At 64.9% G+C, this 19,884-nt stretch carries 17 protein-coding genes and 1 tRNA gene; 5 read left to right on the top strand and 13 right to left on the bottom strand.

Annotation, left to right across the window (positions count from 1 at the left end; all coding sequences use genetic code 11):
* Positions 1 to 46: 46 nt before the first annotated feature.
* The 10 genes from AC3EDY_RS15215 to aguB all read right to left on the bottom strand — a co-directional run bounded on the left by AC3EDY_RS15215 (position 47) and on the right by aguB (position 10,778).
* A complete protein-coding gene (locus AC3EDY_RS15215; RefSeq protein ID WP_488573345.1) occupies positions 47 to 538 on the bottom strand; it encodes a flavin reductase family protein in 492 nt (163 codons plus the stop codon).
* Positions 539 to 577: 39 nt separating this feature from the next.
* A complete protein-coding gene (locus tag AC3EDY_RS15210; RefSeq protein ID WP_488573344.1) occupies positions 578 to 1,315 on the bottom strand; it encodes a 3'(2'),5'-bisphosphate nucleotidase CysQ in 738 nt (245 codons plus the stop codon).
* A 39-nt stretch (positions 1,316 to 1,354) separates the two neighbouring features.
* On the bottom strand, positions 1,355 to 3,295 hold the full coding sequence (gene cysN / locus AC3EDY_RS15205) for a sulfate adenylyltransferase subunit CysN (RefSeq protein WP_488573343.1): 1,941 nt from the start codon (positions 3,293 to 3,295) through the stop codon (positions 1,355 to 1,357).
* Positions 3,295 to 4,206 (bottom strand): sulfate adenylyltransferase subunit CysD, encoded by a 912-nt coding sequence (cysD, locus tag AC3EDY_RS15200; protein ID WP_488573355.1) that lies wholly within the window; start codon positions 4,204 to 4,206, stop codon positions 3,295 to 3,297. The genes cysN and cysD overlap by 1 nt, the downstream gene beginning before the upstream one ends.
* A gap of 101 nt (positions 4,207 to 4,307) precedes the next feature.
* A complete protein-coding gene (locus AC3EDY_RS15195; RefSeq protein ID WP_488573342.1) occupies positions 4,308 to 5,294 on the bottom strand; it encodes a phospholipase C/P1 nuclease family protein in 987 nt (328 codons plus the stop codon).
* 15 nt (positions 5,295 to 5,309) lie between these two features.
* On the bottom strand, positions 5,310 to 6,491 hold the full coding sequence (locus tag AC3EDY_RS15190) for a YdcF family protein (RefSeq protein ID WP_488573341.1): 1,182 nt from the start codon (positions 6,489 to 6,491) through the stop codon (positions 5,310 to 5,312).
* Positions 6,492 to 6,496: 5 nt separating this feature from the next.
* A complete protein-coding gene (locus AC3EDY_RS15185; RefSeq protein WP_488573354.1) occupies positions 6,497 to 9,010 on the bottom strand; it encodes a TonB-dependent receptor in 2,514 nt (837 codons plus the stop codon).
* 288 nt (positions 9,011 to 9,298) lie between these two features.
* Positions 9,299 to 9,374 (bottom strand) — tRNA-Lys (locus AC3EDY_RS15180).
* A gap of 30 nt (positions 9,375 to 9,404) precedes the next feature.
* A complete protein-coding gene (gene folK, locus AC3EDY_RS15175; protein WP_488573340.1) occupies positions 9,405 to 9,917 on the bottom strand; it encodes a 2-amino-4-hydroxy-6-hydroxymethyldihydropteridine diphosphokinase in 513 nt (170 codons plus the stop codon).
* Between the two features lie 6 nt (positions 9,918 to 9,923).
* Entirely contained in the window at positions 9,924 to 10,778 is an 855-nt protein-coding gene (aguB, locus tag AC3EDY_RS15170; protein ID WP_488573339.1) for an N-carbamoylputrescine amidase, read from the bottom strand.
* Positions 10,779 to 10,885: 107 nt separating this feature from the next.
* On the opposite strand from aguB, the gene msrA reads away from it, so the two are divergent.
* Both msrA and AC3EDY_RS15160 read left to right on the top strand, forming a co-directional pair.
* The gene (gene msrA / locus AC3EDY_RS15165; RefSeq protein ID WP_488573338.1) at positions 10,886 to 11,413 is read left to right on the top strand and encodes a peptide-methionine (S)-S-oxide reductase MsrA; all 528 of its coding nucleotides are present in this window, start codon (positions 10,886 to 10,888) and stop codon (positions 11,411 to 11,413) included.
* 77 nt (positions 11,414 to 11,490) lie between these two features.
* A complete protein-coding gene (locus tag AC3EDY_RS15160; RefSeq protein WP_488573337.1) occupies positions 11,491 to 12,105 on the top strand; it encodes a hypothetical protein in 615 nt (204 codons plus the stop codon).
* Between the two features lie 110 nt (positions 12,106 to 12,215).
* Here AC3EDY_RS15160 and AC3EDY_RS15155 read toward each other — a convergent pair whose 3' ends face one another.
* Positions 12,216 to 14,132 (bottom strand): NAD(P)-binding protein, encoded by a 1,917-nt coding sequence (locus AC3EDY_RS15155; protein WP_488573336.1) that lies wholly within the window; start codon positions 14,130 to 14,132, stop codon positions 12,216 to 12,218.
* A gap of 143 nt (positions 14,133 to 14,275) precedes the next feature.
* Here AC3EDY_RS15155 and AC3EDY_RS15150 point away from each other — a divergent pair, with 143 nt between their 5' ends.
* Entirely contained in the window at positions 14,276 to 15,361 is a 1,086-nt protein-coding gene (locus tag AC3EDY_RS15150) for an ABC transporter substrate-binding protein (protein WP_488573335.1), read from the top strand.
* Between the two features lie 6 nt (positions 15,362 to 15,367).
* Here the strand turns inward: AC3EDY_RS15150 and AC3EDY_RS15145 are convergent, their stop codons facing one another.
* Positions 15,368 to 15,838, bottom strand: coding sequence for a cupin domain-containing protein (locus AC3EDY_RS15145; protein ID WP_488573334.1), 471 nt, complete (start codon positions 15,836 to 15,838; stop codon positions 15,368 to 15,370).
* Positions 15,839 to 15,877: 39 nt separating this feature from the next.
* Positions 15,878 to 16,855 (bottom strand): LysR substrate-binding domain-containing protein, encoded by a 978-nt coding sequence (locus tag AC3EDY_RS15140; protein WP_488573333.1) that lies wholly within the window; start codon positions 16,853 to 16,855, stop codon positions 15,878 to 15,880.
* A 125-nt stretch (positions 16,856 to 16,980) separates the two neighbouring features.
* Here AC3EDY_RS15140 and gabT point away from each other — a divergent pair, with 125 nt between their 5' ends.
* Positions 16,981 to 18,267: a 4-aminobutyrate--2-oxoglutarate transaminase gene (gabT, locus tag AC3EDY_RS15135; protein WP_488573332.1), complete on the top strand. Its 1,287-nt coding sequence runs from the start codon at positions 16,981 to 16,983 to the stop codon at positions 18,265 to 18,267.
* 66 nt (positions 18,268 to 18,333) lie between these two features.
* Positions 18,334 to 19,815, top strand: a complete 1,482-nt coding sequence (locus AC3EDY_RS15130) for an NAD-dependent succinate-semialdehyde dehydrogenase (protein ID WP_488573331.1) — start codon at positions 18,334 to 18,336, stop codon at positions 19,813 to 19,815.
* Positions 19,816 to 19,884: the final 69 nt, after the last annotated feature.

Genomic DNA, 19,884 nt, shown 5'->3' with positions numbered 1-19,884 from the left:
TAAGGGACCGGCGCATAGCTATTTTCTGCGCGGGCAGGCGCCGGCGTCAGACCCCCTGGGCGATTTCCACCGCATCGTGGTACTGCCCGCGGAAGAACAGCAGCGGCGTGCCCCCCGCCCGCGCATCGAGCGCGTCCACCGCGCCGACCACCAGCCAGTGGTCGCCGATGTCATTCACGCGTTCGATCCGGCAATCGATCCACGCCAGTGCGCCTTGCAGCACGGGCAGCCCGGTGGGGCTGGTGTCATGGGCCAGTTCCGCAAACTTGTCGTCGGCGCGGCTGGCAAAGCGGCGGCACAGATCGAGTTGATCGGCGCCCAGAACGTTGACGCAGAACCGCCCGGTTTCGGCAATGCGCGGCCACGATGTCGATCGCTTGTCGGGAAAAAAGCCCACCAGCGGCGGATCGAGCGAAATCGAGGTGAACGAGCCGACGACGAGGCCGGTGCGCAGGCCGGCCTCGTCAACCGAGGTGATGACGCAGACGCCGGTGGGATAGGCGCCCAGAACGGCGCGGAAATGCTTGGGGTCGATCATCGTGTCCTCTCGTCGTTCCGAAATCCTGTCACGCCTGCGTCAATTGCCGATCCGCGCAACTTCCTCAAGCACGCGTTGCGCCCATTCGCGCCGGCAGATCAACAGATCGGGCAGCCAGGTATCGGGATTGTTGTAAACCAGCGGCGATCCGTCGATGCGCGAAACATGAAGGCCGGCGCCGGCCGCCACTGCCACTGGCGCGCAATTGTCCCATTCGTACTGGCCGCCGGAATGGAGATAGATTTCGGCCTGCCCGCGGACCACCGCCATGGCCTTGGCCCCCGCGCTGCCCATCGGCAGCATCTCGCCGCCCAGCGCTTCGGCCACGGCAACCGCTTCGCGCGCCGGGCGCGAACGGCTGACCAGCAAACGCGGCACGGGCGGCAAAGAAGGCAGCGGCGGGGTCGGGCCGGCGCTGTCGAACACCAGCCTTTCGCCCGGCAGAGCCACCGCGCCCAGCAGCGCCTGCCCGTTGACGGCAAGGCCCACATGCACGGCCCAATCGGCACGGCCCTCGCCATATTCGCGCGTACCGTCCAGCGGATCGATGATCCACACTCGGTCCTTGGCCAGGCGCGCGGGGGTATCGGCGGTCTCTTCGCTCAACACCCCGTCGTCGCGGCGGTGCGCGGCTATTTCCTGCATCAGAAAGGCGTTGGCCAGCCTGTCGCCTTCCGCGCCCAGCGCCCTGCCCACGAGCGCGCCCGATGCGCGCAGGGCCATGAGTATCTCTCCGGCCTTTTCCGCCAGGTGCCGCGCCAGTGCCAGATCGTCCATGCCCTGCCCCCGTTCACTTCGATCCGGTCGCCCGCCCGGTCAGATGACCGGCATCCACGCGCCGATCACCCGCTCGACGATCCGCTCCGCCGCTTCTTCGGGGCTTTCGCGTGTGGTGTCCACCCGGATCTCAGGATGCTCCGGCCGTTCATAGGGGCTGTCGATGCCAGTGAAATTCTTCAGTTCGCCGCTGCGGGCCTTGCGGTAAAGACCTTTGACGTCACGCTTTTCGGCATCTTCCAGCGGGGTATCGATAAAGACCTCGATGAACTCGCCTTCGGGCAGCAGGCTGCGCACCAGTTCCCGCTCGGCACGGAAGGGGCTGATGAACGCGGTCAACACGATAAGGCCCGCATCGGTCATCAACTTGGCCACTTCGCCCACGCGCCGGATGTTCTCGATCCGGTCGGCATCGGTAAAGCCCAGGTCCTTGTTCAGGCCGTGCCGCACATTGTCGCCATCGAGCAGGAACGTATGCTTGCCCAGCGCATGCAGCTTCTTTTCGACCAGGTTGGCGATGGTCGATTTGCCCGAGCCCGACAGGCCGGTGAACCACAACACGGCCGGCTGCTGCATCTTGAGCGCGGCATGCGCCTTGCGGGTGATGTCCAGCGCCTGCCAGTGCACGTTCCGGGCGCGGCGCAGGCTGAAGTTCAGCATGCCGGCGCCGACCGTGGCGTTGGTGATCTTGTCGATCAGGATGAACCCGCCCAGCGTGCGGCTCTGCGCATAGGGCTCGAACACCAGGGGCTTGTCCGTCACCACTTCGGCCACGCCGATGGCATTGAGTTCCAGCGTCTTGGCGGCCAGATGCTCCATCGTGTTGACGTTGACGACGTATTCGGGCGCGCGCACCGTTGCCGATACCGTCTGCGTGCCGAGCTTGAGCCAATAGGCGCGGCCCGGGGTCAGCACTTCGTCGGCCATCCACACCAGCGTCGCTTCGAACTGGTCGGCCACTTCGGGCGCATTGTCCGCCTGGGCGATCACGTCTCCGCGCGAACAGTCGATCTCGTCGGCCAGGCACAGGGTCACGGCCTGCCCGGCCTGGGCCTGGTCCAGATCGCCATCCAGCGTCACGATCCGCGCTACCGTGCTGGTCTTGCCCGAAGGCAGTACGCGCACCGGGTCCCCGCGCCTGACGCTGCCGCTGGCGACAAGGCCGGCAAAACCGCGAAAATCGAGGTTCGGGCGGTTGACCCATTGCACGGCCATGGTGAACGGCCGCGCCAGATCGTCGGCCCCGCGCACCGGCACGGTTTCCAGGTGCCCGATCAGCGATGGCCCGGCATACCAGGGCGTATTGGCCGAAGGGCCGGTAACGTTGTCGCCGGCGAAGCCCGAGATCGGCAGGGCCGTGAACGTCCCGATGCCGATGCCGGCGGCAAAGGCGCGGTAATCGGCCACGATCTCGTCAAAGCGGGCCTGGCTGTAATCCACCAGGTCCATCTTGTTGACCGCCAGCACGAAATTGCGAATGCCCAGAAGATGGCAGAGGTAGGAATGGCGCCGCGTCTGCACCAGCACGCCCTTGCGCGCATCGATCAGGATCACGGCCAGATCGGCGGTGGAGGCGCCGGTGACCATGTTGCGCGTATATTGTTCATGGCCGGGGCAATCGGCGACGATGAACTTGCGCTTTTCGGTATTGAAGAAGCGATAGGCGACATCGATAGTGATGCCCTGCTCGCGCTCGGCCGCAAGGCCATCGACCAGCAGCGCGAAATCGATCGCTTCGCCCTGCGTGCCCACTTTGCGGCTGTCGCTTTCCAGTGCGGCCAGCTGATCCTCGAATATCATCTTGGAATCGTAAAGCAATCGCCCGATCAGGGTGGACTTGCCATCGTCCACCGATCCGCAGGTGATGAAGCGCAGCATCGTCTTGTGCTGATGCGTTTCGAGATAGGCATCGATATCCCGCGCGATAAGGGCATCGGTCTTGTAGACGACGCCCGCCGCGTCCGTGACGGTCTGCTGCATCAGAAGTACCCCTGCTGCTTCTTCACTTCCATGCCGGCCCCGCCGGCGTCCTTGTCGATCACGCGGCCTTGGCGCTCGCTGGTGGTGGTAAGCAGGGTTTCCTGGATCACTTCGGGCAACGTCGCCGCAGTGCTTTCCACCGCTCCGGTCAGCGGAAAGCAGCCTAGAGTGCGGAAGCGGATCGCGCGTTCGACGATGTCGGGTCGACGGCCGAGAACCTTTTCCAGCCGGTCCGGATCGTCGGCCATGAACAGCTGCCCGTCCCATTCGTAGGTCGGACGCTTTGCGGCAAAATAGAGCGGCACGATGGGTACGTCGTTCAGGTGGATGTACTGCCAGATGTCCAGCTCGGTCCAGTTGCTGATCGGGAAGACGCGAATGCTTTCGCCTTTGTTCTTGCGCGCGTTATAAAGGTTCCACAGCTCGGGCCGCTGGTTTTTGGGATCCCAGCCGTGGCTGGCGGTGCGGAACGAAAAGATGCGCTCCTTGGCGCGGCTCTTTTCCTCGTCGCGCCGCGCGCCGCCGAACGCCACGTCGAACCCATGCAGATCGAGCGCCTGCTTGAGGCCCTCGGTCTTCCACATGTCGGTATGCAGGGGTCCGTGATCGAACGGGTTGATCCCCCGCGCCGCAGCCTCGGGGTTCTGATAGACCAGCAGTTCCATCCCGCTTTCGCGCGCCATGCGATCGCGCATCGCGTACATCGCCTGGAATTTCCACGTCGTATCGATGTGCAGCAGGGGGAACGGCGGCGGCGCGGGATGAAAGGCCTTGCGCGCCAGATGCAGCATCACCGCGCTGTCCTTGCCCACCGAATAGAGCATGACCGGGCGCTCCGCCTCGGCCACGACTTCGCGCATGATGTGGATCGCCTCGGCTTCCAGGCGCTCGAGATGGGTCAACGACGGCATGTTCATGGGCGGGCCTTTGGCACAGGCCCGCCGCATAATGACAGGGCGATTTGGTTAAGCGCCCCCAAGCCAAACTTTGGGCGGGGGGCGCGCCAGGCGGATCAGCCCGGCGCCGAACCCGTTTCCGGGTTGAACCGCGGATTGGCGAAATCGATCGGCGAAGGCTGGACGTCTTTGGCCGGGTCCGCGCTTTCCGCCCAGGCCCGGTCGAGCATGTCGCGCAGCATGGAGGCGGCGGCGGCCGTGCGCTGATAGACCAGCGCCCGCACATCGGGATCGGCATGATTGGCGAAACCGTCGCGCTTTTCCAGCCGGTAGACGGTTTCCACCTGGTCGCCGGCCGTGTTCAGGAACGCCAGCACCGCATCGAACATGTCGCCGGTCTGGCGTGCCGGTGGATCGAGGCGCGGGGCAATGTCGGCAGCGGTCAGTTTCATGCCGTCGACGAACTGGGTTTCGAAGCGGCTGTGAATGCTCCTCTCGCGGGTGTAACCGTGGGGGTTGTCGCCGATCCATCCATCGGAATGGATCGAATCATGCAATGGTTGCGCACCATCGCCAATATAGTGGCCGAGGCGGATGACCTGGAACGCGCAGTGCTGTTCGGGAACCGAGGCATCGCGCCCTTCCGCCCGCGCCTTGCGCACATAACGCATGCACACGATCAGGCGCTCGTAGGTTTCCATCGCGGCATAGGGCAAGGTGCCCGTCCAGCGGACATTGGTGCGCGCTGCTTTCGCCGGGTCGCTGCGGGCGATCTTGCGATACTGGTCGTATACCGCGATGACGAATTCATAACGCGAGCGCGGAATGGGCTTGAGGAATGCGAACTGCTCGCGGAACCAGCCGTGGTTGGGATCTTCCTCGATCTTGGAAAAGTTTTCCGAGGCGCCGCGCCAACTGTCCGGCAGGGACGCGGACGCGACGATGAAATCGCGGTATTTCTGCAGGAACGTGGGGCCGTCCGGCGCAATCGCGTCGATCGCCGCACGGTCGATCACCGCGTGTCCCGTCATGCCCCAGGCCTGGGCCTGCCGGGGCACGAGCGCAAGAGCGGCAAGCGCCACGATCGAAAAACGCTTGGGCATGTCCTTCTCCTTGGCTTACGGGTCCAGCGGATCGCGCGCGTCCACCCGGCTGACGATCGTCGCCGGTTGGAAGACCAGTTCGGTGGGGGAAACGCGCGCGCCGATCCGGCCTGGCTGATAGCCCAGCTCGTCGGCATTGCGCTGGGCAAAACGGGGACTTTCGATATAGGCGCTCTGGATCGGGTTGCAGAGAATCAGCGCGTCCTTCCCCGGCGGCGCACCGATCGTCGCCAGGATCCGCGCCGCGTTGCGCAGGTTTGTCGTCGTGTGGCGCGCATAAGGTTCGATCACGATCGCGTCGGCAGGCACGCCATACCGTTCGATCAGCGCCTTGCGCATTTCCACCGCTTCGACAAAGCGCGTGGCGCGCGGATGGGCGCGCCCGCCGCTGACGATAATGAAACCGACATCGCCCCGCGCAAAGCGTTCGGCCGCCAATCGGACATGGTACTTGCCGAACGGGCTGAGCGCCATGCCGGCGATTTCCGGGCCGACGCCGGTGACAATTGCCGCGCTGTAGCGATATCTGCTCCAGTCCAGCGCTTTGGCCCGGGCAAAAGCCGCCGCGTTGCTGCCTTCCGCCAGCGGCTCGTGATCGATGGCATCGGTCCGGTCGCTGACGTCGAGCAATGCCAGCGCGTAGTCGGCGCTCGGGTCAAGGGCCTGCGCCGACCCGGTGCGCGGCGCGGCGGCGAGCCAGGCGGCGGCCTGCAGCCGCGCCTGGCGCTCCGCCGGGTCGATCGCGCCGGCCCCGTCGATCTCGGGATAGGCCGGAACCTCGCCCAGCGCATAAGTCCGCACGATCGCGTTGATGCCCTCCAGTTCCCGTTTCACCTGGGCCTGGGGGCCATCGTCGGCACCGGCAAGTGGCTTGAGCGGCGCGAATGTACGGCGCATCGTTTCGATCTCGGCCGGTGTCCACAGCAGTGCCTGCGCCAGGCACGGCATAGTCTGTGCGCAGGCGGCGCGGCGTCGCGCCCGCTCCCCGATCAGGGTGGACATGGCCTGACTCCGCGCGATACCGTCAAGAACCGCGATGTCGCGCGATGCCGCGGTCAACAGCGGAAAGAGCCGCGCGGACAGCGCCTCGATCCGCATGTCGCGCACCGTTGCGGCCCGGGCCGGCGCAGCCGCCAGCCCAATCGCCGCAATCGCCGCGATCGCCTCCAGGCAGAGCCTGGCCGTGATGCGGGGCATGCGCATTACCATTTCCGGTTGAGGATCAGGCGGAAATTGCGGCCGAACAGCGGCCGCCCATAGATGGCATCCGAGGAACCCTGTCCGGCAAGCTGGTCGGTACGGGGATTGCCTTCCGTCAGCCCCTTGGCGTTGGTGATGTTGTCGCCCACAACCTGGATGCGCCAGTTGCCGCGGGTCAGCGAAGCACCTGCGCCCAGAGTCTGATAGGCCGGCAGGACAGTGCGGTTGAACAGATCGACATAGCGTTTCCCGACCCACTCGAAGCGGCCAAAGATCTCGACCCTGTTGCCCGCCACGTCAAGGCTGACATTGGGTCTGAGATTGCCGAAGAACTTGGGTTCGCGGATGATCTGGTTGCCGTTGACTGCGCTTGGATCGGCGCCGGAACTGTTGACGAGGTTGGCATATTCCGGGTCCTGCCATGTGGCCGAACCGGTGAGCGAAAACCACGAGGTCGGCGCGATGCGCCCGTCGATTTCGACGCCCTTGACCGTTGCCTCGCCGATGAACGGCACGGCCTGATCGTTCCGGCCCGTTTGCGGATTGAACGCCACGAACGAGGCATTGAACGGATTGAAATTGGTGTAAAATCCTGTGGCGTAGAAATAATTACCGCCAATACTGGCCTTGACGCCCACTTCGTACTGGCGCGCCTTGGTTTTCACGATCGTCGGGTTGATGCTGCTGACGACGCTCAGTTGCGGCACCACTTCCAGATTGGAAATGCGGCCATAGATGCCGAAGCGCTGGCTGAAATCGTAATTGACCCCGGCCGTCCAGTTAACGGCGCTGGGGCTCAGCCGCTGATTGATGATGGCGCCGGTAAACGCACGGGTCGTAGTATCGGCCAGCGTGGTCGCATCGCCCAGATCGGCCTGGGTGGTCGGCAGCGCATAGCCACGATAGCCGTACCATTCGGCGCGGATCCCGCCATCCACCCGCAGGCGGGGCGTGATGTCCCAGGTATCGTTGGCATAGACGGCAATCATCTTGGCATCGCCTTTGCCCTGGTTCAACGTCGTCGTGTAGCGCAGCACGCCGTTCTGCGTGACAGAGCCCAGCACTGTGCCTGAAGCCGAATAAGCCACCAGATCGAGCGTGCGCGGCTGGCTGCGCACTTCGATGAGCATGTCCTGATAAGCCTGGAACGAGGTATTGCCATAGAACGAGAAATAGGTGCCGGCGCGGATGTCGTGAGTACCCAGCCCCGTGACGAACTTGCGCGTCACGCTGAGGTCTGACTGGACCGAATAGAAACGCGATTCGACCGCGCGATACTGGCCCGACATCACCAGGCCCGAATCCGCATAAGGATCATAGGCGGTCGCCCCGTTGGTGCCGGCAATGGCATAGCCCAGCCGCGCCACGCCCGAACCGAATGCCGCCGTCGCACGGGACAGATAGCTGGTCGATGTCCCATCGTTGGCAAATGTATTGGCATCGGCCGGATTGGTGGTGGAATAGAACGCGTCAAAGCTGTTCTTGCCCGATGTCACCCCTGCTTTGAGCGAGACGTTCCAGTCGTCAAACGCCCCTTCGTACTGCACTGCGGCGTTGAAGAAGCGCATGTGCCGTCCATCGGCCAGATCGCGGTTCAGCGTCTGGATGTTGCCGGCGCCGTCGCGATACTTGATGTTGACGTTGCGCAGCGACGGGGAATTCAGCGTGCCATTGAAGTAATCGATATAGGAATTGAGCGAAACCGATGCATTGCGCGGATCCGACACCGGAATGGGCAGATAAAAAACGTTGTGATCGTTGGTATACTGCAATGATACTTTGACGAAGCCGTTATCCAGATCATGCTTCAGGTTAGCGCGGATCTGTCCGCCCCTGTCGTTGGGAAAGCCATTGTCGCGATAGCCTTCGTGCAGACGCATGAAACCGCCGATGGCAAAATAGGTGTTGTCGCTGATCGGGCCAGATTGCATGGCATCCAGCCGATAAAGCCCGGTATCGCCAAGCGTAAGTTGCGCCTGCCCCGCAGCCGTGCCGGTGCCGGTCACGGTGATGTTGTTGGCAATGGCGGCCGCGCTGCTGGCATAGATCGGCGCCGGGCCGCCGCGCACCACTTCCACGCGCTGGGTCATCAGGTCGAAGCGGTTCATCCCTTCGCCCGAATTGAAAAAGACGCCGTCGATCTCGTGATAGAGCGGCAGGCCGTCCTGCTGGAAGATCAGATAGCCGCGGTCGGTCGGAATTCCGCGCACCCGCGTGATGTTCTGCACCTCGCCGCCCGTCGCTTCCACTTGTATGCCCGGCACGGTGCCCAGAAGGTCGGCAAAGCTCTTGGGCGCGATCTTCTGCACGTCGCTCTGGCTCAGCGAATTGACCGCGTAGGACACGTCGAAACGACGCTGCGGCCGGGCCGAACCGGTAACGATGATCTGCGCCTGCGGCTCCGCTTCACCCGGCTGCGCACCAGCAGGCTGGTCCTGCGCGGCGGCGGCGGCGTTGGTTTGTGCGAAAACGGACGTGGACCACGCGGCCATGACGGCAACCACAAAGCTTTTCATCAGGATGGATTGGTGCACGATCTTGTCCCTCGATCCGGCTGATTGGATACAAAAGGCCCATAGATCGGCTCCGTGACGGGTATGTGAAACAGTCAGTAGCGCAAATGTGCGTTAGCGAAGCTTTTCGCGGTCAAGCGTTTTGCCATTGCCCCAAAGCCAGGCATTGCAATCCTTTGCCATGGCACAGCGACTCAGCTTTCCATGCTGCACCAGCGCTGTGAAACACTTGCACGCACTGCCCCCGCCGAATCGGCGGTGCTGTCGAAGAGTTCTGCGGTATGCGAAATTTGGTGAGCCCTGCTGGATTCGAACCAGCGACCTACTGATTAAAAGTCAGTTGCTCTACCGACTGAGCTAAGGGCCCCGGGCGCCCGATGGCGCGTGGTTGGTGCCGTCACCTAGGGGCGGGGCGGCGGCGGGTCAAGCGGGAAGCCAGGTGTTTTGTTGCCAGCCCCGTGAGCGGATCGCGCCAGTCGGGGGCGATCCGCACGGCCGGGCCCATCACGAAGGGACGCTGGCGGCAGGCTGGATGCGGGATGACGAGGTTGGCGTGAATATCCGCCAGGGCTCCGCCGGACCACAGCACGATATCAAGATCGAGCGTGCGGGCGCGCCATGGGGCGCCGCGGCGCACGCGGCCGAAGCTGTGTTCGAGACCTTGCAGGCGGGCGAGCAGTTGCGCCGGCTCCAGCGGGGTGGTGATCACCGCGCAGGCATTGGCATAGCGCCGGCGCGAGGGGCCGAGCGGTGCGCTGGCAACGATCGGCGACATCGCTCTGAGTGCAAGGCCCGCGTCATCGAGCGCACGCGCCGCCGCGCGCAGCACGCCCGCCGGGGCGCCATGGCGCGGATGGCGCACGTTGGAACCGAGCGCGATCAGGTACTGGTGCTGGCTGTCCCCCGACATCGGCGGTCAGATATCCTGCGCCAGGCGGCTGTAGAGCTGCGGGCGGCGATCGCGGAAGAAGCCCATGCCGGCACGGTGCCGCGCCGCCGCGTCAAGATCGAGCGCGGCGACCAGCGCGCCGCTTTCCTCGCGGCCGTATTCGGCGCGGAAATCGCCCCATTCGTCGGCGATGAAGCTGTGCCCGTAAAAGACCTGGTCGTTTTCCTCCGTACCGATGCGGTTGGCGGCCACCACCGGCATGCAATTGGATGCGGCATGACCCAGCATGGCGCGGCGCCAGATACGACTGGTATCGAGCGCGGCGTCATAGGGCTCGCTGCCGATCGCGGTGGGATAGAACAGCACCTGGGCGCCCATCAATGCCATGGCGCGGGCGCATTCGGGATACCACTGGTCCCAGCAGACGCCCACGCCGATGCGCGTGCCGAACACGTCCCACACCTTGAACCCGGTATTGCCGGGGCGGAAATAGTACTTTTCTTCGTACCCCGGCCCATCGGGAATGTGGCTCTTGCGATAGATGCCGATGATCTCTCCCGCGGGATCGATCATCGCCAGGCTGTTGTAGTAATGCGGCCCGTCACGCTCGAAAAAGCTGGTGGGAATGGCAATGCCCAGCCCCTTGGCCAGCGCCCGCATGGCCTTGATCGAAGGGTCTTCGCCGACGGGATGGGCCAGGGCGAAGCGCGCTTCGTCCTCGGTCACGCAGAAATAGGGACCGGCAAAAAGTTCGGGCGGCAGCACGATCTGCGCGCCCCGCGCCGCCGCCTGTTCCACCAGCGCGGATACGGCGGCGATGTTGTCTGCCGCATCGGGCGAATTGAGCGCGAGCTGAAGCGCGGCGACGGAAAGCTGGGTCATGGGCCACGCATCTATGCGTTTGGCACCGCCAATTCAACGACAGGTGGATGACAGCGGCGCGCGAGGTTCCTATCTGTGCGGACAAACTTCTTGGAAAAGGATCCATTATGACGCAGGCCATTTTCGCCGGCGGCTGCTTCTGGTGCACCGAAGCCGTGTTCCGCGACGTGATCGGCGTGTCCGAAGTGGAAAGCGGCTATATCGGCGGCACCACCGAAAACCCGACGTACAAGCAGGTGTGCAGCGGCACCACCGGCCATGCCGAGGCAATCCGCGTCACGTTCGATCCGGCGGTCATCGATTACGGCCAGTTGCTCGATATCTTCTTCGCCACGCACGATCCCACGCAGCTCAACCGCCAGGGCAACGACGTGGGCACGCAGTATCGCTCTGCCGTCTTCCCGCTGGACGAAGCGCAGCAAGCCGAAGCCCGGGCTGCCATCGCCCGCGCCCAGGCCGAGCGCCAGGCCCCGGTGGTCACCACGATTGAGCCGCTGGCGCCGTGGTATCCAGCCGAGGACTATCATCAGGAGTACTGGCAGGGCGAAGGCCAGCGCAATCCCTACTGCCTGGCCGTCATCCCGCCCAAGCTGATGAAACTGCGCAAGAGCTTTGCCGCAAAGGTAAGAGCCTGAGGCGGCGTGGGCAGAAGAGCAGCACGGCGGAATGGGTGGTGAGCGGACGTTAGCCTTTGCCGTGCCATAAGACTTAAATGCCCATGACTCCAACCGGCCAACGACAGCTCGCGATCAACCTCGTAGTGAGCGACCCAAAAAAGGCATTATCGATTGCTCGTGCAATCGAAGATCCGTGGTTTAAATGCCAATCACTGGCCTATGTTGCGCGCTACTGGCCGAATGACGATTATGAACAACTCCTACACGAGGCGATCAAAGCAGCAGATTCGCAAGTTAACTGGTACAAGCGCGTCGCAGTGTCGGCATGGCCAATACGCGCGTATTTAGAGCTGGGAAACCCAAACCCGGCAAAAAGGCTCCTAACGCGATACACGGAAGCGGCGAATAATATCGAGAACATGGGCGGCCGTTCAGAGGCATTGGTGATGCTCTTCCAGGCGGCCAAGCCATTTGACCGGGACCTGTGGGAGCCTGTTTTCCACGCTTTGGTGAAAGCGACGGAGCCTGCGCTTGCATGGCGGCAAACGAGAAACATAAGGAATGCCATTGCCATGGTCGCACCGGACAATCCCACGCTTTTACAAGAGGCGATCAAGTGCCTCACGAATGAAAAGACGGTCGCGGCGATTAAACGCGACGTAGGCAATCGGAAAGCTGCAGAGCCACGACCATTTTTCTGGCTCGACTGAAAATTCTAACTGCTTTCGCGTCCCGCTCAACTCGCAGCCGTGCTGCCGGGGAGCGGCGGAAAGTGGGCGATAGCGGTCGATCCAAACTCTGTCCGCGCCGCCCGCACGCCCTATCCTAGCAGTTCGCCCACCGCGCGCCAGGCCTGGTCGATCGCGCTGTCGGTATAGGCGGCGCGGCCGCTGTCCGAATTGGCAATCGCGATCGCGCCGAACCGGCGGCGGCCCACCCTGTGGGGGGCGAGCGGATCGTCGTCCTGCCGCTTGTCCCACAGGGCGTTGTATTCCGGGGCATAACCATGGGGCCAGCGGTTGACGGTGATTGCCGCGATATCCTTGTCCGCGTCGAAACCATACGCGCCCATGGCCCGGGTCAAAAGGTCGCGGATGCGGGTTTCGAACGTGGCAAGGTCCGTGTCCAAAAGCTCCATGCGACCGGCGCGGCTCTGATCGTGTTCGGGCAGGCCAGGAGCATGGGGAATGCCGGTCAGGTGGAGCAGAACGGGATCGTCCGGCGATTTCGGCCCGGCATAGCCGCCCATGGGCAGGGCATGATCGATCGCCGCATTCTGGAACCAGGCCTGGGGAAATTCGATCGATCCGATCCCCGCCTTGGCAAAGGCGCGCCAGTTGTCAAGCGCGACGCTGACATAGACCAGCGGTTCCTTCACAAGTTCGCGCAAGGCTTCCTTCTGCGCCTCGGGCAGGCTGGGCACCAGATAGGGAATGATCATGTTATAGCAGGCCATCACAACGTGGCGCGCCGCCACCTTGTGCACCTTGCCGGCATGGGAATAGACGATATCCGCCCCGGCCTGCGCGCGATTGACGGCGTGGACGGCCGTGCTGGAAAGACGCAGGCGCACCGCGTTTCCGGGCCGGTCGAGCACGGCATAGTCGGCCGGCGCCAGGATCGATTGTTCGATGCCAAGGCCCGGCGCCATGAACCCGGGGATCAGTTCGGCCACCAGGCGGCGGGCGATCGTGGCATTGCCGTCAGGGAAATGGAAATCATAGCTGCCCCCGGTGCTGGCAAAGCCGCGCGGGGTATAGCCCATGCGCATGGTGCCGCCCGGCGCCAGCTTCAGGCCCTTGAAGCCCGGAAAGAACCCCGTGCCCCAGGCATCGAGCGCGGAAATGCCATCGGCCCCCACGCACCACCAGCCCAGCGGGCGGTTCTGATAGAACAGCACCGCTTCTTCCGACAGGCCGCCGTGCTTGATCAGGTAATCGCGGTAACTGATGGTCGACAGGTAATCCTTGCGCGAGGCCAGGGGCATCGCGCCCAGCGGATCGGTGGCGCCCGCCTCGAGCGCGGCGATCTGCGCCCGGGCGGCCGCCGAGAGCGGCGCCTTGGCCAGAGCCTGCGCCAGCGGGGCATCGTCGGCCAGGGGGATCAACGCGTCGGCGCCGAAGCTTTCCCGGTCGAAAAACACCGCCCTGCCCAGCTTTACCCCGGCAAGCGTGCCTTCCTCGGCCTCGCCCGCGCCATGGGCCTTGGCCAGCGCCGGCACGTCGATGCCCAGGCGCCTTAACAACCCGTCGGCGGTCCCGCTGTAAGGCGTAGGGCTTTCGATGCTGGCAGTGCCGCCGTTCATCAGCAGGGTATGGCCGCGCACCCGGAATTCGTTGCGCTTGGCGTGGCCGCCGAAATCGTCGTGGTTTTCCAGGATCAGGATGCGCGCGGCCGGGTGGCGATCGCGATAGAACAAGGCGGCGGAAAGGCCGCTGATGCCCCCGCCGACCACGACAAGATCATAGCTTTCGTGCGCCGGGCCGGCCAGGGCCTGGCCCACCTGCTGCCCATCGCGCAGGGCATGGGCCACTTCGAACGAGCCGGGATGCGACCCGCGCATGCCGGTGCGCAGCGGCGGGTAATATCCGCCGGGTTCGCCGGCCACGGCAGGCAGCGGCGCGGGCATTGCCGGCGTGATGGCCGCGGCCTCCGCTCCCGGGCCGGACAGGACCGCGCCCGCACCCGCGGCGCCGGCCGCCGCCGAACCGCTTTTCACGAAAGCGCGACGCGTCAACCTTCCGGGGCGGCAGGATCCGGGTGCATCTTCCGAGGCCATTGGTGCTCACCTGCGATGAAAGGCTTTACCTGCAACCTGTGATCACATATCGTGCCGAAATGCAATGCCCGATATCGCGCGGGCCAGTCACGAGGGCCAACATGCAAGCAACCCCTTCCCGGCACGGAACCCTGGCGCGACGTGGATTTCTCGCCGGTCTGGGCACGGCCGCGGTCGGCATCAGCCTGGCGGGGCTGGCAGGCTGCAAAAAGCATCCCGGGCAGACGGTCAATTTCTACAACTGGGACACTTACGTCGGCAAGAACACGCTGTCGGGCTTTGAAAAAGCCACCGGCATCGGCGTGAACATGAGCCTTTATTCGAACAACGACGAATTGTTCGCCAAGCTGCGCAGCGGCAATCCCGGCTATGACGTGGTGGTTCCTGCCAACGATTTCGTGCAGCGCATGGCCAAGGCCGGCATGCTGATGTCGTTGAACCACGCCAGAATACCCAACATGAAGAACATCCTGCCCCGGTTTCAGGACGCGCCGTTCGATCCGGGCCGCCGCTATGCCATGCCCTATACCTGGCTGGTGCTGGGCATCGGCTATCGCAAGTCCAAGATCGACGGGGTGCCCGACAGCTGGAAATGGGTGTTCGATTCCCCGCAATACAAGGGCCGCATCGCGGTCATGTCCGATGCGGCGGACCTGTGCCGGCTGACCGAGATCTATCTTGGCGCGGACATGAACCGGTTCGACCCGGCGGCCCTGGCCAGGGTGCAGGACCTGCTGATCCGCCAGAAAGCCAATATCGCCACTTTCCATGACGATAACGGCCAGGACCTGCTTCTTTCGGGCGATTGCGACATCGTGGTCGAATACAATGGCGATATCGCCCAGGTCATGCGCGAGGACAAGGATCTGGCTTTCGTGGTTCCGCGCGAAGGCAGCATCCTGCAATCGGACCAGTTGTGCATTCCCACCGGCGCGCCCAACCCGGATGCGGCCCATGCCTTCATCGATTACCTGCTGGGCGCCGAAGCCGGGGCGGATATTTCCCGCACCATCCGCTATCCCACGCCAAATGCGGCGGCGCTGGCCCAGATGGATGCCGAATACCGCACCGATCCCGCAATCTTCCCGCCGGCCGCGGCGCTCGCCAAGTGCCAGTATGCCAATTACCTGGGCGAAGACGCCTATCGCGCGTATCAGGACGTGATCACCCGGGTGCGAGCCGCCTGAGCGGCGCTATTCGACCGGCTTGTCGGGATCATAGATCACGTAGAACTTGCGATAGCCCTGCGAGTCCCACCTGCCCAGCCAGCCTTTGGGAATGGAAACCGAATCGCCGGCCTTCACCTTCAGAATCGTGCCATCGGCAGAGGTCAGCGTGACGCCACCCTCCAGGAACATCATGAACTCGTTGACCGGATAGCCTTCGCCCGCAAAGGTTTCATGGTTCGGCCCGGCCACGGCATAGGCGCCGCTCATGAACTTTCTGTCGGCCGAATGCAGTTGCGGCAGATCGGAAACGGCAATGCCTTCCACCGTGCTGTGACGGGCGCCGGCACCGGCCAGCGCGGCGGCCACCGCCTTGGCCGGCAATTTGGCGGGCTTGGCAATGCTGGCGGCATCGGTCCCGGCGGCATGGGCAGCCGGTGCGGCCAGGATCACGGCCATGGGCAAAAAGGTGGTGGCAACACGGATGCGCAACCGCATGTCGGTCTCCTGTGGCAGGACTGCGATCTCAATCGCGCGTCATGGCATGGCCGTCAACCGGTCCCGTGGGCAGCCATCGTCGCGGGCCAGCCAGTCGGGCGGGGAAGCGGCCACCGCATCGGCCAGCCAGGCGCGAAACCGGGCGATGGGCCGGGCATCCCACATGTCGGCCCTGGCCGTGAAATAATAGGCCCCCGGCGCGCAGGGCGCGAAAGCCGGGTTCCCGGCACCCAGTTCCACCAGCCGTCCGCTGCGCAGATGCTCCGCCGCCAGAAAACCGTTGGTGATCGCCACGCCTTGCCCGTCGGCCGCGGCTGCCAGTGTCATGTGCGCCTGCCACAGCCGCGCGGCAACCGGCGGATGCAGGTCGGCCAGACCCTGGGCGGCAAACCAGGCGCGCCATTCCACGTCGGAATTTTCGTGCAGCAGCGGCAGCGCCAGCAGATCCTGCGGGGTTGCCACGTCTCCGCCCGCCAGCCAGTGCGCATCGGCACGGGCGACCGGAAACAGGCGCGGGCGCACGATGGCCCGGCGCACCAGGCCGCGGGGAGAGGGCAGTTCGGCAGCGGAGTCGAGATACCAGCGGATATCGCCATGCGCCTCGCGCCGGGCAAGGTCGGGCGGACTGTCGCTGGGCCGCAGGTCCAGCGCCATGCCCGCGTGGCGCCGGCCGAAACCCGGGAGGTTGGGCGTGAGCCACAGGTAGGCCAGGCCCGCCACCGACCATACGTCGAGGCGCCCGCTGTCCTGCCCCCGCGCCTGGCTGGTCGCCGTGCACAACTGATCGAACGCCGGCCCGATCAGCGCGTGGTAGCGTTCGCCCGCCGGCGTCAGGCCGCCGCTCTGCCGGTCAACCAGCATCACTCCCAGCCAGGCTTCCAGCGCGCGCAAGTGGCGGCTGACGATGGCATGGCTGACTCCAAGCGCCGCGGCCGTTCGGCGCACGCCGCGGTGGCGGCCAAACGCCTCGAAGGCGCGCAAGGCGGCGAAGGGCGGCAGTTGGGGGCGGTCCGGCATGGCCGTGGCAACCTGCGCTTGGTAACTTCCAGTCACCGGACAGGTAGCATTAGTGCGCTTTCGCGCGCAAGCCGATGATGCCAAGGCGGAGGCCCTTGTCCGTTCCAGCCCGGAGTGCGCGAACCATGGTCGACAACGCTTCCCTCCTTGCCCGCCGCAACAAGGCCGTGCCGCGCGGCGTGGCCTCGTCCACCGCGATCTTTGCCGATCGGGCTGAAAATGCGCAGCTGTGGGATGTGGAGGGGCGCCGCTTCATCGATTTCGCCGGCGGCATCGCAGTGCTCAATACCGGCCATCGCCATCCCCAAGTCATGGCCGCGGTGACGGCACAGATGGAACGCTTCACCCACACCGCGTTCCAGGTCAGTCCTTATGAAAGCTATATCGCACTGGCCGAAAAACTGAACGAGGCCGCCCCGTTTTCGGGCGAGGCCAAGACCATCCTGCTGACCACCGGTGCAGAAGCGACCGAAAATGCCGTCAAGGTAGCCCGGGCCGCCACCGGACGCTCTGCCATTATCGCGTTTACCGGTGGTTTCCACGGCCGCACGCTGCTCGCCAGCGCGATGACCGGCAAGACCACGCCCTACAAGCGCCGCTTCGGCCCGATGCCTGGCGAAGTGTTTCACGCCCCCTTCCCTACCGGGCTCGACGGCAACACGGTGGAACGCACGCTTGAGGCGATCGCCTATCTCTTCGCCGCCGATGTGGAGCCCGAACGCGTGGCGGCGTTCATTGTCGAGCCGGTCCAGGGCGAAGGCGGCTTTCATGTTGCCCCGCCCGCTTTTCTCGAAGCGCTGCGCGCGCTGGCCGACAGCCACGGCATCCTGCTGATTGCCGATGAAGTGCAGGCCGGGTTTGCCCGTACCGGCAAGCTGTTCGGGATCGAGCATTCGGGCGTGGAACCCGATCTGGTGTGCGTTGCCAAGTCGCTGGCGGGGGGCTTTCCCCTTGCCGGCCTGATCGGCCGCGCGCCGATCATGGACGCGCTCGATCCCGGCGGCCTAGGCGGTACCTATGGCGGATCGCCGATCGGCTGCGCGGCAGCGCTCGCGGTGCTCGCGGTGATCGAAGAGGAAGGCCTGTGCGCCCGCGCCAGCGTGATCGGCGCCCGGATGCGGGCAAGGGTCGAAGGTTTTGCCGCCGCTGGCCTGCCGGTGGCCAATATCCGCGGCCTTGGCGCGATGTTCGGCTTCGATGTGACCGGTCCGGATGGCAAGACCGATGGCGCCGTGGCCAGGGCCGTCACCGCCGCCGCGCTCGATCTCGGGCTGATCCTGCTGTCTTGCGGCACCAGGGGGGAAACCATCCGCGTGCTTGTGCCGTTGACGGCATCCGACGATCTGATTGACGAAGGGCTCGATCTGATGGAACGCGCCCTGGTGACGGTGGCTGGCCCAGTGACCGCATGAAAGTGACGGCATGAAAATGACGGCATGAAAGTGATGGCATGAAGGTGATGGCATGAAGGTGATGGCATGAATGCAGTTCCCGACCTGACCCGCCCCCCGTTGCAGCGTGCCGACCTGTGGCGCGAACAGGCTTTCGTGGCGGGCACATGGCGCGGCGGCGCGGCCACGATCGCGGTGGAAGATCCCGCCACCGGCGCGGTCATCGGTCACGTTCCCGATCTGGGCGCGGCCGAAACCGAAGAAGCGGTGGCTGCCGCCCATGCCGCGTTCGGCCCGTGGAAAGCGGCAACCGCGCGCGAGCGGGGCTCCGTGCTCAAGCGCTGGGCCGCGCTGATGCTCGATCATGCCGACGATCTGGCCACGATCATGACCGCCGAACAGGGCAAACCCCTGGCCGAGGCCAGAGGCGAGGTGGCCTATGCCGCATCGTTTCTGGAATGGTTCGGCGAAGAGGCACGGCGCGTACGCGGCGAGGTGATCGCCCCGCACCAGGCAGACCGGCGCCTTGTCGTCACGCGCCAGCCGGTGGGAGTGGTCGGGGCGATCACGCCCTGGAACTTTCCCCTGGCGATGATCACGCGCAAGGCCGGGCCGGCGCTGGCGGTGGGCTGCCCGATCGTGATCAAACCATCCGAGCTCACGCCGTTTTCCGCGCTGGCGCTGGCCGTTCTGGCCCAGCAGGCCGGCCTGCCCGACGGGCTGCTGAGCGTGGTCACCGGACAGGCCAGGCCGATCGGCGAAGTGCTGACCGGTGATCCGCGCGTTGCCAAGTTCACGTTCACCGGATCGACGGCGGTGGGCAAGCTGCTGGCCGCGCAATGCGCCGGCACGGTCAAGCGCGTCAGCCTGGAACTGGGCGGCAATGCGCCCTTCATCGTGTTCGAGGATGCAGACCTCGATGCCGCGGTGGAAGGCGCGCTGGCATCCAAGTTCCGCAACACCGGCCAGACCTGCGTCTGCGCCAACCGCCTGCTGGTACACGATGCGGTATACGACGCCTTTGCCCGGAAACTGGCCGCGCGCGTGGCCGCCTTTCGCGTCGGGCCGGGGCTCGGCGGCCCGACCGACCAGGGCCCGCTGATCGACGAGCGCGCCGTCGCCAAGGTCGGTGCCCATGTCGAGGATGCCGTCGCCCGTGGCGGCAGCGTGCTTACCGGGGGCAAACCGGCATCGGCCCTTGGCGCCCGGTTCTTCGAACCCACGGTGATAGTCGACGTGCCCGCCGATGCCTTGCTCAACCGGGAGGAAACCTTTGGCCCGCTGGCCGGCCTGGTGCGCTTTTCGAGCGAACGGGAAGCGGTGGCCCTGGCCAATGCAACCCGTGCGGGCCTGGCGGCCTATGCCTATACGGCTGATGCGGCGCGGCAATGGCGGCTGACGGAAGCGCTGGAATACGGCATGGTGGGAATCAACACCGGGCTGATTTCCACCGAGGTGGCACCGTTCGGCGGGGTCAAGGAATCCGGGCTGGGTCGCGAGGGTTCGCACCTTGGCGTGGACGATTATCTGGAGATCAGGCTGGCCTGCATCGCGGTACCGTCGCTATAATTGCAGAACCGGTCGATGGCGGGAAAATTTCCCGGCTTTGGGCGCTGATGCGGCAAATCAGGGAAATCT

This window comes from Novosphingobium sp. DS6-6 (assembly GCF_057784975.1).
The sequence above is the reverse complement of the archived record's forward strand: the minus strand, read 5'-3'. Positions and strand labels throughout refer to the sequence as shown.